Origin of the sequence: Alicyclobacillus fodiniaquatilis, assembly GCF_042678105.1 — a bacterium.
GTDB lineage: Bacteria > Bacillota > Bacilli > Alicyclobacillales > Alicyclobacillaceae > Alicyclobacillus > Alicyclobacillus fodiniaquatilis.
Map to the genome: position 1 here is coordinate 266,010 of NZ_JBHUCX010000020.1, position 14,472 is coordinate 280,481.

Sequence of the window (14,472 nt, forward strand, 5' to 3'; positions counted from 1 at the left end):
GCTATAGACCCTCTACGACGGGCATGTCCTGTATTAATACAAGGACAAGTATTGATCTCGTTCCCATTCGGTCACTTGCGTGCGGTACATGTTCCATTCGATTTTCTTGGCTTCCAAAAAGTGAACAAGCACGTGGCTGCCCAATGCTTTAGAGAGCACTTCGTCGTTCACCAATGCTTCCATAGCATCATTTAAGCTTGCAGGCAGACTGTGAATACCGGCTTCCTCTTTTTCCGTTTCCGTCATGATGTAAATATTGCGATTGACGGGGTCACCCAACTTGAGTTCTCGTTCGATGCCATCCAATCCCGATGCCAACAAGGTCGCAATGGACAGATACGGATTACAGGATGGATCCGGACTCCGCACTTCAATACGCGTGCTTAGGCCGCGAGCAGCTGGCACACGTACAAGCGGTGAACGATTTTTCGCACTCCAAGCGACGTAGCATGGCGCCTCATAACCTGGAACTAAACGCTTGTAGGAGTTTACTGTCGGATTACAGATTGCGGTAAATCCTGCTGCGTGCTCAAGCACACCTGCCAAGAAATGACGAGCTGTCGTGCTCAAGCCAAGTTCATCAGACTCATCATAAAACGCGTTTTCATTGCCTTTGAACAAAGACAAGTGCTGGTGCATACCGGAACCATTGATGCCATACACCGGTTTCGGCATGAACGTCGCGTGCAGGCCGTGTTGGCGAGCAACTGTCTTGACGACCAGACGGAACGTCGCAATGTTGTCTGCCGCTTCAACAGCGTCAGCATATTTGAAGTCAATTTCGTGTTGTCCAGGTGCAACTTCGTGGTGCGATGCCTCAATTTCGAATCCCATATTTTCTAAGGTCAAAACGATATCGCGACGGCAGTTCTCACCCAAGTCGAGTGGCGCCCAGTCGAAATATCCACCTTCGTCATTCACTTCGTCAGTTGGTTTGCCGTGCTCATCAATTTTAAAGAGGAAAAATTCCGGTTCTGGACCGACATTAAACGATGTAAATCCAAGTGCCTTCACGCGTTCCAGCACATTCTTCAACACTGAACGAGGATCTCCAGGGAATGGTGATCCATCAGGCAAATGAATGTCACAAATCAAGCGCGCAATTTTCCCTTGTGGCGTATCCCAAGGAAATACCAACCATGTCGACAAGTCTGGCACCAAGTACATGTCAGACTCCTCAATGCGCACAAAGCCTTCGATAGAAGAACCATCAAACATCATTTTGTTGTCGAGTGCCTTCGGCAACTGATCGACCGGGATTTCCACGTTTTTCACGATACCTAACAAATCAGTAAATTGAAGACGTACATAACGGACATTTGACGCTTCTGCTTGACTCAAAATCTCTTCCTTGTCATACTGCTTGCGCACTGGATACTCCTCCATCACTTAGCAGTGTCCCAAAAACGAACACGCTGATTTAATGTTTTTTTCGATAGAAACGAGATAGGTCACCTTGAAAGATGGATTCGGTTTGCGCACGTGCATCCAACAGTTCGCGCTCCAACCACTTGTAAACTTCCGCATCTGACAACTCGTTCTTTGCCATTTGTTTCGCCGCTGGGCGACGTTCCATTTCAGCAAAGTTGCGCTTTACACCAGCCATGTTGTGGCCTTCATCAAGCCAGGTTCGAATCATCATCAAGCGCTCAACATCAGCAAATGAAAACTGCCGTTGTTTACCCGAGGTACGAGCAGGTTGAATCAAATCGTGCTCTTCGTAATACCGAATTTGACGAGCGCTCAATCCCGTCAATTTTTGCACTGTTCCGATAGCGAACAACGGCAATTGACGACGGTCATTTAAATCCATGGAGCGACCCCCACCTCACATGCTCTTCCTCCTCATCCTAACACGGTTATGAGGAGGAGGCAATGTATAATGTTAGTTTTTCTAACATATTTGTGGCGCAATTTGTCGCAAAATACGTTTGAGAGCAATTACGCAATGCTCATAAGTCAAGCCGCCCTGCACATACGCAATATACGGCGGGCGCATTGGCGCATCCGCAGAAAGCTCCAAGGAAGCTCCCTGAATAAACGTACCTGCCGCCATGACCACCGCATCGGCATAACCAGCCATCGCATCGGCTTCAGGACGCACGTGCGCATCAATCGGCGCCACCGCCTGGATTGCTTGACAAAAACGGAGCAGACGCTCGGGATCATCCAACTGAACCGAGAGAATCAAATCCGTTCGTGGCACCCCTGGTTCCGGCGCCACCCGATAGCCAAGACCAGACAGCGCTTGCGCAAATAGGAGTGACCCTCGGATAGCTTGTCCCACCACATGCGGCGCCAAAAAGAGACCTTGGTAAAATGATTGTTGATACGCGCCAGTCGGCCCATACTCGGCGCCTGCACCAGGTGCAACCAAGCGTGCTGCCACCTCTTCAATGACACTTGCCTTGCCTGCAATGTAGCCGCCTGTGGGCACAATGCCGCCGCCCGGGTTTTTGATGAGCGAGCCCATCACCATATCGGCGCCAACATGCGTCGGTTCCAACGTTTCAACAAACTCGCCGTAGCAATTGTCAACACCAAGCAGCACATGCGGGTGAACTGCACGGATTTCGGCAAACGCTTTGCCAAGTGTGGCGACACTTATCGCAGGGCGAGCCTGATAGCCACGCGAGCGCTGAAACATACAGAGTTTCGTGCGATCCGTAATGTAATTGCAAATGGCAGCGACATCAATCTCTCCATCTGCTGTCAGATCGATGATATTGGTCGAAATGCCCCATTCCGCCAAACTGCCTTGCGCCGTTCTCAATCCGGTGACACCATGCAATGTATCATAGGGGGAGCCCGTCACAAACAACAACTCATCCCCTGGCCGCAACACACCAAACAGCGCCAATGAAATGGCGTGGGTTCCCGAGACAATCTGTGGTCGCACGAGCGCGGCTTCAGCGCCAAAAGCGGTCGCGAAGACAGCTTCAAATTTATCACGACCGACATCAGAAAGTCCATAACCCGTCGTGCCAACTAAATCCGCTTGGCTTATCCGTTGACGCCAAAAAGCGTCGAGTACGCGCTCTTGATTCTCCTGTGAAATCCGCTCGCTCTGTTCCACCAGAGGCCTTATCTGTGCTTCACACGCCGCAATATACCCATCAAGTTTGTTCCTCATGCAAACTCCCATCTTGTCGATGCTGCTGCCATACTTGCGCCTCCCGGCGACTGGTGACAGCCGTGATCAACCACTCGTCAGCCGATACCGGATCCGCAGATTCAATTCGACCTTTGCGCAGCAGATCATCCCAAATTTGCGCATCAGGATGCGTCTGAAGTGTCACACGAACTTCATCCAAAAGCAGCAACTGTTCGACCGTTGAATATAACGCTTCAATTTGATCATTTTTTGCGACCGCGCCATATAGAGAAGTGACCGCCTGCATGTCTGGCGCAGGGCGGGCTTCCGCCAAATCCATTTTGTTAAAAAAGGTCACGACCGGCTTGTCCAGCGCAGCCAACCGTGCGAGAACTTGACGTGTCGTGGCAAGATGCGATGTTGGTTCTTCCGCAGCATCCACGACAATCACGGTGACATCGGCATGCTTTGTCTCCTCCAACGTGGCCTGAAAGGCTTCCACCAAGTGGTGCGGCAACGCTTCAACAAATCCCACCGTGTCGATCACGACATACGGATTGCCCAATTTCGTCTGTACTTGCCGCGCAGTCGGATCGAGCGTGTCAAACAGACGATTGTTACCGACGATGGCCTCCGTCTGACCTTTGTCCCGCACCCAAGCCGACTGTAATGTCGTCTTGCCTGCGTTCGTGTAGCCAACAAGCGCAACGACTGGGACATCGCGCATACGTCGCTGGCGCGCAACCACGCGCTGACGTTCCACTTCCTTGAGTTCCTTGCGCAATTGTGTCATGCGCGTGCGAATACGGCGCCGGTCCATCTCCAACTGCGTTTCCCCTGGTCCACGTGTGCCGATGCCGCCGCCTTGCCGCGACAGGGCAAGTCCTTGGCCGGTCAATCGCGGCAACAGATAATTCAATTGCGCAATTTCAACTTGCACACGACCTTCGCGCGTCTTGGCCCGACGCGCAAAAATATCTAAAATCAGCTGCGTTCTATCAATCACGCGGCACTGTAGCATGCGCTCCAGGTTACGAATTTGGGCGGGCGACAATTCCCTGTCGGCAACGACCAAGTCAGCTTCATTCGCCTCGATGATTTGCGCGAGTTCATCCACTTTGCCTGCCCCAAAAAACATCCGCGGCTCGACTTGTCGCCGCCGCTGTACCAGCACGGCCACGACCGTTGCATCCGCCGCGCCGCACAGACCAATCATTTCTTGTTCACGATACGCTCTTCTGTCATCCGTTTCCTGTCCAATCTGGCACATGGCTACAATGACTCGATTTTCCTGCACGCACTCACCCCTGATTCTGCGTTTGTGAGATTTGGCAATCATGTTTATCATCGCAAATCGGACAGCGCTGTTCAAGCAGATATATGGCGCGATACCGAATTGGCAACTCCGCCTCCGCCATTGCCCTACCCTGGCGCCTGCCCGTCATGCGTCCAATGCGATATACCACTAAGAGTATGGTTAATGTGAGTGCAGCATACACCAGAATTACCATTTGTCCATCATCTCCTCATCATCCGGTCCAATGATTTTTTTGGTTGTGACATCAAAAATGATGCTCAAGACCACAAGGGCGATGAATCCAAGCGCCGTCCAGACAACCTCTGTATAAACGGCCAGACACAAGGCAATTAAAATGGCAAATAGAACCTCGACAAAACCAAAGCGAATGGCAACATTGAACTGACCACTGATCAGATCTTTTTGCCTGTCGACCATATCGTCCAGCCAATCGATGACACTCATCATCGCGACACCCCAGAGCGCCTCGCGCCAACCGACTAGGACAATACAAAGCGCGATGGCCACGATGATTTCGACAAAGGCAGGAACACGGCTGGGTAGCCGTTCATCCAAACGTGTAAACATGCCGACTGCATAGCTTCCCAAAAAAACAGCGAGCGCAACGTGCGCTTCTGTGATCATGGCAATGCCAAAAATGGCGAGACTGTACGGTAAACACGCTCGTTCCAAGCGCACAGCCAACGTGCGCTTGCCACGACACAAATCGTACTCGACGTCGAGTGCGTCATCCATCAGCTTGACAGCGGCGCCAGCAAACAAAAGCGCAACGAAAGCGCGTAGGATATCAGGCCATGCGCCAGACATATCGCCTCACCTCTTGAAAGCCAGTGCCTTCGCGCGCGGAAATGGCAATGACTTTTTCCTTCGCCAAATGTTGACGCAGCCACCGGTATCCCTCCTTCGCACTCGGCAAATCCATTTTGCTGGCTAATACGATATAAGCAGATCTCGTCCGTCCAAGGGCAATCATCTGCATATCAAGTGCGTGTAAAGCGTCAGCATCGTTGTTCCGCATACGAATCAGTTCGCGACCGACCGCATCGGCGTCGATGACGTGAAAGACGACTCGCGCATTCACCATCGAACGCAATGTCTGCGCCATCGCACGGCGTACAGACGCGTCGCTGTGCAGTCCATCCGCCAGTCCCGCCGTATCCGTGACACGCACCATTTTGTCCGTTTTGCCACGCGGTACAGGTAAAAACAACGTCTGTAATTCCTGCGTCCGATGCGGCTCTTGGGAAGACAACATCTGTTCTGCTTCAGAAAGCGCCATTCGGCGCCGTTCGCGCCGGCCGTCAGTCCGCTCGATCATCCAATTCAACTCACGCAGCCCCAAATAACGGGCAAAGCGCAGACAAAAAGACGTTTTCCCAGCGTTTGTACGACCTATGATGAGGCTCTCTGTGCTCATGCCTTCCCCTCCCAGACAAAATCAGCACCTTCTAACGTCAGTAAATCCTCCCGTTTCGGATTTGCAATGTCGTATAGGCGGACCGCTTGTTGCCGAACAGCGCGTTCGATGATGTTTCGCACCCAACGCGCATTGCTAAAATCACCTTTGTCTGATCTTTGCGCAATGGTTTGATTAATTTGTCTACGCAACTTGATTTCAGCATCTGCACTCAAACGATACTGCCGTTTTGCCGCAGTTTGCCTTGCAATCCGCAGGAGTGAAGCCGCATCGTAATCGGGAAAGCGAATATGAATGGGAAAACGGCTCGGCAAACCAGGATTGGTGCTGAGAAACCATTCCATCTCTTGCTCATAGCCCGCTAATATCGTAATAAACTGATCTTTATAATCCTCCATCCCCTTGATGAGCGATTAAATTCGGTAGTCCCTGATCAGACGAATGTTTTTTTATTGTCATCATCGAGATCGTCGGGGCCGTTGTCTGGCGTTCCGATGTCCCAGTTGATGAAGATCTCAATCTCGTCATCATGCAAAACCACACACTTGACCAGTTGTTTAGCAAATAAGTGCTTGTCTTCCATACTGATGTCCCAAGACAGATACCGTTTAAAATTTGCAATCGTTGTTTTCAGTTCATCGACCTTCTGCTGGTTCAACTCGTATGCATTCAACGCATCAGCCGCGGCATCGACCAATGTAGACAGTCGCTTAATGTCTTTTTCGAGTGGTTCTAAAGCCTCATCTAACTCCTCGTCTGTCACGCGCCCCTTGACGTTCAGATGGATCCAACGTTTGCGTTCCTCTTGCTTTTCTGACAACGAGGCAACCATCAAGTCGCGCCTCGTCTCTAGTTGACGCATTTGTTCAGGGTCGCCTTGGCGTTCAAGAATTTGGCGAAACATTTCATCAGGCTCGTGCAAAACCTGAACAATGTACCGCCACACATAGTCGTCGATCACGTCCTGCCGCCAGTTCCGACCGTGACACGCATGTACTTCCCGTCCAGTTCCAACCTCGAACACTTTGCGCATCTTCCCCGAACAAACATAGTAGCGGTGCATGATTTCGCCCGTCTGCTTGCTCCGTGACGGTGCCCCAGCAACGACGGAAGAACCGCACCGACCGCAACGCGCCATGCCTTTGAGCAAGAACGGAACATGCGGCTTTGCACCGCGATTCGCCCGCGCCAACCCCTCCATTTTTGCTTGAAGTGCTTCGAACGTAGCATCGTCTATGTACGCTGGAACGGGCACCATCTGCCACTCTCCCTCTGGCTTCTTGACGATTGTGGTCTGCCCTTTACGCTGCCGATACTCAGTTTTTCCATAATAGAAGCGTCCAGTGTACACAGGATTTTTCAGGATGCGACTCACTGTGGCTTGATACCAACAGTCACCGTTCGGCGCGGGGATCGATAGCAAGGAAAGCTCGCGCGCAATGGCTGTGATGGTCATGTCACGTCCGTCCTTGCCGTTCAGCAACCAATCAACCATCATCAGAAAGATGGCCTTTTCGTCAGGATTTTCGACCAAGGTATCGGAATCTTTATCGAAAACGTAACCGTACACGCGTCGAACACCGGGGATTTTGCCGTTCTTCACTTTCTGCCGCCTACCACGTCTTGAGTTCGCCAAGATTTTGGCCTTGTTGTACTGGGCAATCGCGCCTTGCAGATTAAAGACCAACATGGATTCCGGGTTGTTCGGATCGACTTCTTCCGTCTCCACAAAGTGCAAGTCGTAACCCGCACTCCACACGCGGTCAGCAACAACCAGTTGCAGGTGCAAAGCACGCGCGAATCGGTCGGGATGCAAGCAGATGAATTTGCGCCCAATGCCGTGATCGACGAGCCACAACGCGAAATTCAATGCAGGACGATTCGGATCATCCCCTTTGTCCCCCGCCTCGATGACCGCGATGACTTCATCTTCATCCAATTGGAGCTCATCCCGTGCCATCACAGTACACATGTCGATCTGCGAATCGAGTGAGTAACCGTCACGCGCTTGTCCGTGCGTCGATACACGAGCATAGATGATAGCCTTTATCGTGTTTTGCAGTCTCTCGATGTCGTCTTGCTGAAAAGGGTTACTAAACGTCCGATCAACAGACAAAGTAATCATATAATCCGCTCACCAACCCTCGAAGATTTACTTTGTCCCGCAGCCCCATTAAACCGTGTATTTTTTGGTCGCCTTCTCGGAGATCTCCAGAATCAGCGCAGACATTTCCGTTAAGATGTCTTCAAGCCGCTTTCCATTGCCAGAACCGCGCACTGTTACCTTGAACTTGTTGTTGTCCCTGTTCACGCGCGTCACCGTCCTTAATGGAACGTATGACACACTGCTTTTCCGCCTTTCCTGACGAGCCATTTCTGACAGGTTGGGTTAGGTATGAGCGCCATTATGACTGGATTTGGGGATCAATGGTGTTTAAAACCACGTCATACTTCCCCTATTTCACAAAATCTGAAGCGTTAAAAGGGATATTCACAACCTCCGAGCCACCTTTTTTGACTACATATACACCTTGCGCAGTTACATCCCCGATTTGATCACTTGCCCCTATCGTCCCCTTCCACTTCACCCAACTTTGCCCGTTGTCACGCGAATCATAGACTGATTTGCCATCCGTAACATAGACGGTCTGTCCGTCGTATGACACGTTGACCACATTAGATACCGGAACTGGTTTGGTCGAATTCCAATCTTGACCACCGTTCTCTGTTGTGTAGATAACGGTGGTGCCATCGTCAAATGTCACTGGCATGATGCCAACTTGAGACGATGTGAAGATGGGCGCTAACGGATGCGCATAGTGTTTTTGTAAGCTAGTAGATACTGGAATCGTTTGAAGCGCCCAAGAATGTCCGCCGTCGTGGCTAACATAGACTTCCACTTGTCCGGGGTGTTGTCCACTGTCCACCGTGATCCATCCGGTAGTGCGATTGATAAATGTTACTCCAGTCTTGTTCCCAAGCAGCAGTTTGTTCGACTCTGTTTTGCTGAGTATCTGTGACCATGTTTTACCGCCGTCCGATGTATAATAAAGATCAATCGGCTCCTGTCCTGCTGCTGAACCTTGTGATGCCAACAACCAACCGTGTTGAGCATCAGAGAAACGAAGATCAGCTATAAGATAGGATTTGGGAATAGATGTAGATGTCCACGATGCACCACCGTCAGTCGTATGATATAACAGCGTTTTTTTGCCTGCTGAAACAAATAACCATGCTTCCGAATCACTGACCGCCAACCCGCCAGCGAATGTCTCCTGTGCAGAAACGCTGGTGGGTGTGCAATTATGCCACGTCTTTCCGCCGTCATCAGTCCGAAGAACGGCACCGTTTAGTGTAGGGGTAGCTTGTAATCTGCTAAAGTCCCACCCCGTAGATTTCGAGATCATGTAAAGCGAATTTGGATTGAGTTGTAAATTTGTGTGGGCCATTGAGGGATCGGTCTTGAGTGTATGATTTCCTTTACTTTTATTCTTCGGTTTATGCGTATTCACTACAACGGTCTGTCTTGTTGTATTTGCAGTTGGTGCACCGCAACCTACCAACAGAAAAATTGCAGTCGCTACTGTAAAGATGATGGTCGTTCTTACGCTCAAGACAACCCATTCCTTCCGTTTGTGATTCACAGTTTCTTAATTTCTCAGACGGTGCTGGAAAGGAAAAGGTTTCAGCTTTAAAAATGACAGGGGTTGTATACTCATCTGACCGAGGAAACCATCGAGTCAGCCATATTCATTCCTAAATCGTGGTAGAATCCAGTGTGATGAGATGTACAGCGTTTTTTGATATTCGGGTAACGGGTCGTTTATATACACATTCCAATTTTCTGATATATTCGCAAAAACTTTACAGTAGACGTGTGCATGAAACCAAAGCGTCGAGCTACATTAACTGTAACGAAAAGGAGATATGTGCCATGAGCAGGTATGTGATCGGTCCGGACGTTGCCATTTACCTTGCACGTCACAAGTCTGTTATTCATGACGACATCTGGCGGTCTATGAAGGGCCATCTTTGTCGTATCGAGGGAAAATATCGAATGCCTGCATGACGAAATTGGGTACAGTCTTGTGTAAAGCGTTTAGGATTGCGGGAGTCGAATTCATCGGCGCATGCCTACGTGATGCTAGGTCTTTAAGTGTATCGAAAATCTCCATAGGTGAATTTTCTAACACAGCACACAGGAATTCATCTGGATGCTGTATTTCGACTTCGCAATCGTCGGGCAGTGGCTTGAAGTCCTTTAGGTTGGCCGTCACAAGCACGTCAGCCTGAATTGCAATTGCGGCAGCCAGAACGTGATGATCTTTCTCGTCGTTCGGCATGTCACCGACCAACGCTTGATACGCATCGCGGTACCATCGCATCTGGGAAGGCGGCTTCCATAACGCTCCGCAGGCGTGGAGTGACTTTGCCCACTTTGATTAAGTTTCGCTCCATTTCCTCCAACACATCAGGACTCCACCGTAGCTGGCATATACCCGCCTCTGCCATCGACAGAATCACGTCCCGCAAGTTGGATGGGAACAACACACAAGCGTCTAAAAAAGCGACCAGTGCCATCGTCACTAGTCCTCTTCCGGGAAATCGTTCAATTCATACAGACCGGACGATTCCGAAATGCGAATCAGGTCATTCAGTTTCTCGCGGCGCATTGCATCCCGGTTTTTCTTGTACTCCAACAAATCAGATAAACGTATCCGACGATGGGAACCGACCATATGATACGGAATATCACCTGCTTCAAGGATTTTAACGACATGCGGACGCGAAACCTGCAAAAGATCAGCAGCTTGCTGCGTCGTGATGTCCTGCTCGTAATGCAGTACCCCAACGGTGTTCCCCTTCGCTAACTGGTGCGCCGCGTCCACTAGCACGCGGTAAAGAGCGTGTGGAAGTTCAATCCTGACATTGTGTGCCTGATCGACGATGATAAGCTCATTTTCATCAGGTGCGATGTCTAAACTGCTGACGAGCTTTTTTATGCTTTCGAACTCTTTATCATCAGGCTCAATCAGATTGACTGACATATCCGGCATGGGACTCCCTCCTTCTGAACAGTATAGCCTCCATGTATCCGTATTATAAGAAATAAACGAAATAACCGCAACGAAACTCGGTTAGTGTAGAAACCAGGCACAATGGAGCCAATATGTGAATCGCGCTCTATAAGTGATCCCAACTCTGTTTAATCGGATGTCGAGAGGGTAGTCCAATCAGACATGTCGCCTCGTGCCGATGAATTGCGAATCGAACTAGCCACGTGTCGAGAGAAACGTCTTAAATTGTTCAAGTGTACCAAATCGATTAATTCGAACTCCCTTATCCAGCAAATAGGCCTCCAATTGGAATTTCAGTTGCTCCACTGCTGTTTGCAGTGGACTAAGCTCATCTGGGTCGAGCCATTCCACCAAATTAGGAAATCCGATTCTTCTATAAATGTCTTGAGACACCCAACTTGATTCCAGTTCCGAAGGCCATTGTCCTCGCTCAGCAAAATAGAGAAAGTGAGAAATTTCTTGCTGAGCGTGAATCGAAAAGAAGAATGCAGTGTCATAGTCATTTCTCTCGCACGCTGTGAGGATTTTGTCCAAGATTCCCTTTTCTTCTTCGTAAAAACCATACATACGTTCACCATAAGAAGGTTCCTTAACACACAGCTCTTTTTGGGCTTCCACGATTTCAAGCGTATCTGACATTAGACGCTCACATGCCTCGACCGTATCGGTGTAAGTGACACTCCGCATGATTTTGTTCATGAGTGTCTCCAATTGATTGGGCCGTAATGTTAGATTCATGATTTGTTCCTTGTTCTTGCCAAATCCCTTTGTGAAGTATGTTCCATTCAGTACTGCAAGGCCTTGTAGGGTGTGTGTGAGCACCCCTTGCGCTTCCGTGCGTAAAACGGTTAACCGGGACTTACCATCGCGCCTTAACTTGTACAGATGCATGCAAGCACTGCACAAACATGATTCAGCCTTCTCGATAAGCTTTATTCTATTTTCTGGCGCCTGCATGGTGGTAACCGTTTTACGAAGCTCCATAAATCGTTGAAGATCTTCATCAGAACGAACATAGAGTAGTTTACAATCTGCAATGATTGTCGGCATTTCATCGAACTGGGCCATCCTTTGAGCACGTTCCCAGCTAATTGGCCAAAGGTCAAAGCTAATATCCCCAACAATGAACTGGAGACTGACCTGCCGACCAGCCTCTGATGCAGGGATGTAGAAGAAATCTAAGTCTGATCGTTTAGTTGCCGTTCCCTGAGCGTACGATCCATAATACGCCGCAATGGCAACATCATTAGGGTATTGAGACTTTATGTGACTGATCATGGACTCACAAACCTTGAATACATCAACCATTAAATCGCCCTCCCAGGTTGGCAGAGTGTGGTTGGGCGTTAAAGGAGATGAAGAATCCCAATCAATAAAAAAATGACATATCAATAGGATCTTTATAACCCCAAACCACGCTGTTGCCCCTTGTATGGTACAGTTAGGCAACACAAACACACACTCCAATAACGTGTTGTGATACCCAATCCTTCTCAAGACCATTACAAGGTTTTAGACATGGCGGAGTTATTATTCCCCTTTCGATACATCTCCCAATACTTATTGTAATTTTTCTATGCAATTGTGTAAAGCGTTTTCACCCCCGCATGAGCGCATCCACACCAGATTAATATCGAGGTCTGACGTTTCCACAAAACCAGCAAACACCGATCCTTGGCCGTACGCGAAGGACAAGTTCCCAAGTGCACCATACTCGAAAACCACTTTGGTCGCGATGCGATTAACGTCATCACATAGCTTTATATTCATTCAAATACGTATATCCTCACAACTGAAGCCCTTGTTTTACCGAAAACAGTCAGATAAGTTTTGTCAGAGCTGTCCATACATTTGTTGGCGCTTTGAATTTATATTTCATTCTGATTATGATTATCGTTTAACTGCTTCTGAGCTCTAATCAAATGTTTTTTATCAATTTTTCCGAGGCCATAGATCTCCATGGCAGATCGACGATCTGCTCCAGTTTCTTCGTCGAAACTTTTGCTAGCGCGAACTTGATTCCAATCAGATATTTTTTCATCCGCCATACTTCCTCAAACGTTAACGTTGCAGACTTCTCAAAGAGCGTTGCAATGAAATTTTTTTAGCTCAGAGTCATACTCGGATGTCTGATTTCATCCATTCATCAGGCGTATATAACCAGTTCAGATGATCACAGATAGCTTTCCAACGCTCTTCACTATCCTCTGTATAAAGAAACGGAACGAACCCAATTTTGAGATAAATTTTAAGGGCCTCAAGACGGTGGTCATTCGTACCTACACGAATGTTTTTATAACCTGCTTCAATGAGTCTGTTTGTTGCGGAAACCGAAACTGCATAGCCAATCCCTTTTCCACGGTGATGTCGTTGAACGATTACGTATCCGATCTCACCACCAAATGGGAAGTGCCAATGAGGTGACTCTGGATGGTGAACAGCAGAAGCAGTACCTATAAATTCCCCTGTAGGCTCATAAATCACAAAGAATAGTCCTTCAGGGATGACATGGTCTAAAAAATCATTGATACTTGGTTCATCATTGGCCCATCCTTCGGATGCTAAGAGCATGGAAAGTTTATCCTTGTCTCCCTCCTCGTACTTTCTGAACGTGTATCCACGAGGAAGCTGAGGTCTTTCCGATGGAATCAATCGATTGTATGGAAGAACCAAAAAGAGTGGCCTAGTTCGTTTTTCAGTCGTCATTTATATCCTCCTATCCGCCTTCTTCTTGTAATTTTCTACCGTCTTTTTGAACTCTCTAACTGCCCGTCCAAGAACACTTTCTGAAGATCCGTCGAGGTCGAAGTGTAACCTATATCTGTTTCATACATCCGCAAAAAAACGAATCTCAACCATCCGCCTTCAGGATTGTTAACATCCTCAGTATCGGGGAATTCAAAAGAATTCGTGCAATCCCTAAGCATGACCACGCGATAATTGTGATGACGAGCCGACAAGCAGGTTTGATATAAACATGACTTTATGTGAAACCCAACAGCAATTATCGTGTCAATATTCCACGTCTTGAGATAGTAATCGAGGGGTGTACCGTCAAAACCATCTTTCCCCCATTTAGGAATAACAGGTTCATTCTCTAGAGGTCGTATTAGCGGATTAAATGTGGACGTCACTGGCTTCCAACTGTTATCCTGGTGATCTAGTCCATGAATTCTTGTGGTCACATCATAAGGACCACCGACACCAGAAATTGCATCATATAGGTAAACCACTTTTAGTCCCATATTTCGTGCAACATTAAGCGACAAATGAATTTGGCACTCTATAATTTCGTTGTGAAATCCTGTTTCATATGAATCGACTACAAGGAATGCAGTTTTTTCGGTAGTGATTGGAATCCTCAAATCGGGGTCTGAGTTATATTTCCTAACGGGTAATTTGAAGTCAGCCATTTCGCATACCTCCATGTCTATTCAGGAATTCGTATGCCGCTGTTGACAAGTGTGAACGTAGTCCCCCAGCATCAATGGCATTTCCAGACGCGTAGTGGACATTCCCATTTTTACAATGACACCAAAATGAACCGTCCAAATGCAGATTTATC

At 48.5% G+C, this 14,472-nt stretch carries 16 protein-coding genes; all 16 read right to left on the minus strand.

The window, feature by feature from the left end; genetic code table 11:
- Positions 1–33 precede the first annotated feature (33 nt).
- Positions 34–1,371 (minus strand): type I glutamate--ammonia ligase, encoded by a 1,338-nt coding sequence (glnA, locus tag ACFSB2_RS07590; protein ID WP_377942432.1) that lies wholly within the window; start codon positions 1,369–1,371, stop codon positions 34–36.
- Between the two features lie 49 nt (positions 1,372–1,420).
- Positions 1,421–1,813: a MerR family transcriptional regulator gene (locus ACFSB2_RS07595; protein WP_377942433.1), complete on the minus strand. Its 393-nt coding sequence runs from the start codon at positions 1,811–1,813 to the stop codon at positions 1,421–1,423.
- 81 nt (positions 1,814–1,894) lie between these two features.
- Positions 1,895–3,133: a methionine gamma-lyase family protein gene (locus ACFSB2_RS07600; protein WP_377942434.1), complete on the minus strand. Its 1,239-nt coding sequence runs from the start codon at positions 3,131–3,133 to the stop codon at positions 1,895–1,897.
- On the minus strand, positions 3,117–4,391 hold the full coding sequence (gene hflX, locus ACFSB2_RS07605; RefSeq protein WP_377942435.1) for a GTPase HflX: 1,275 nt from the start codon (positions 4,389–4,391) through the stop codon (positions 3,117–3,119). Before hflX ends, ACFSB2_RS07600 begins: the two co-directional genes overlap by 17 nt.
- A 207-nt stretch (positions 4,392–4,598) precedes the next feature.
- A complete protein-coding gene (locus tag ACFSB2_RS07610; protein ID WP_377942436.1) occupies positions 4,599–5,219 on the minus strand; it encodes a hypothetical protein in 621 nt (206 codons plus the stop codon).
- Entirely contained in the window at positions 5,200–5,829 is a 630-nt protein-coding gene (locus ACFSB2_RS07615) for a GTPase (RefSeq protein ID WP_377942437.1), read from the minus strand. The genes ACFSB2_RS07610 and ACFSB2_RS07615 overlap by 20 nt, the downstream gene beginning before the upstream one ends.
- Positions 5,826–6,227 carry a hypothetical protein gene (locus ACFSB2_RS07620; protein ID WP_377942438.1) on the minus strand — a complete coding sequence of 134 codons (402 nt, stop codon included), beginning with the start codon at positions 6,225–6,227 and terminating at the stop codon, positions 5,826–5,828. Before ACFSB2_RS07620 ends, ACFSB2_RS07615 begins: the two co-directional genes overlap by 4 nt.
- Positions 6,228–6,262: 35 nt before the next feature.
- Positions 6,263–7,954, minus strand: coding sequence for a recombinase family protein (locus ACFSB2_RS07625; protein ID WP_377942439.1), 1,692 nt, complete (start codon positions 7,952–7,954; stop codon positions 6,263–6,265).
- A 48-nt stretch (positions 7,955–8,002) separates the two neighbouring features.
- Complete coding sequence (locus tag ACFSB2_RS07630) at positions 8,003–8,173, minus strand: hypothetical protein (RefSeq protein WP_377942440.1); 171 nt, start codon at positions 8,171–8,173, stop codon at positions 8,003–8,005.
- 112 nt (positions 8,174–8,285) lie between these two features.
- Positions 8,286–9,443, minus strand: coding sequence for a VPS10 domain-containing protein (locus tag ACFSB2_RS07635; protein WP_377942441.1), 1,158 nt, complete (start codon positions 9,441–9,443; stop codon positions 8,286–8,288).
- A 402-nt stretch (positions 9,444–9,845) separates the two neighbouring features.
- Positions 9,846–10,214 carry a hypothetical protein gene (locus ACFSB2_RS07640; protein ID WP_377942442.1) on the minus strand — a complete coding sequence of 123 codons (369 nt, stop codon included), beginning with the start codon at positions 10,212–10,214 and terminating at the stop codon, positions 9,846–9,848.
- Positions 10,215–10,415: 201 nt separating this feature from the next.
- Positions 10,416–10,886, minus strand: coding sequence for a helix-turn-helix domain-containing protein (locus tag ACFSB2_RS07645; protein ID WP_377942443.1), 471 nt, complete (start codon positions 10,884–10,886; stop codon positions 10,416–10,418).
- Between the two features lie 216 nt (positions 10,887–11,102).
- Entirely contained in the window at positions 11,103–12,215 is a 1,113-nt protein-coding gene (locus ACFSB2_RS07650) for a nucleotidyltransferase domain-containing protein (RefSeq protein WP_377942444.1), read from the minus strand.
- A gap of 560 nt (positions 12,216–12,775) precedes the next feature.
- Positions 12,776–12,955, minus strand: a complete 180-nt coding sequence (locus ACFSB2_RS07655) for a hypothetical protein (RefSeq protein ID WP_377942445.1) — start codon at positions 12,953–12,955, stop codon at positions 12,776–12,778.
- 67 nt (positions 12,956–13,022) lie between these two features.
- Entirely contained in the window at positions 13,023–13,613 is a 591-nt protein-coding gene (locus ACFSB2_RS07660) for a GNAT family N-acetyltransferase (protein WP_377942446.1), read from the minus strand.
- 35 nt (positions 13,614–13,648) lie between these two features.
- Entirely contained in the window at positions 13,649–14,320 is a 672-nt protein-coding gene (locus tag ACFSB2_RS07665) for an isochorismatase family protein (protein ID WP_377942447.1), read from the minus strand.
- Positions 14,321–14,472 lie beyond the last annotated feature (152 nt).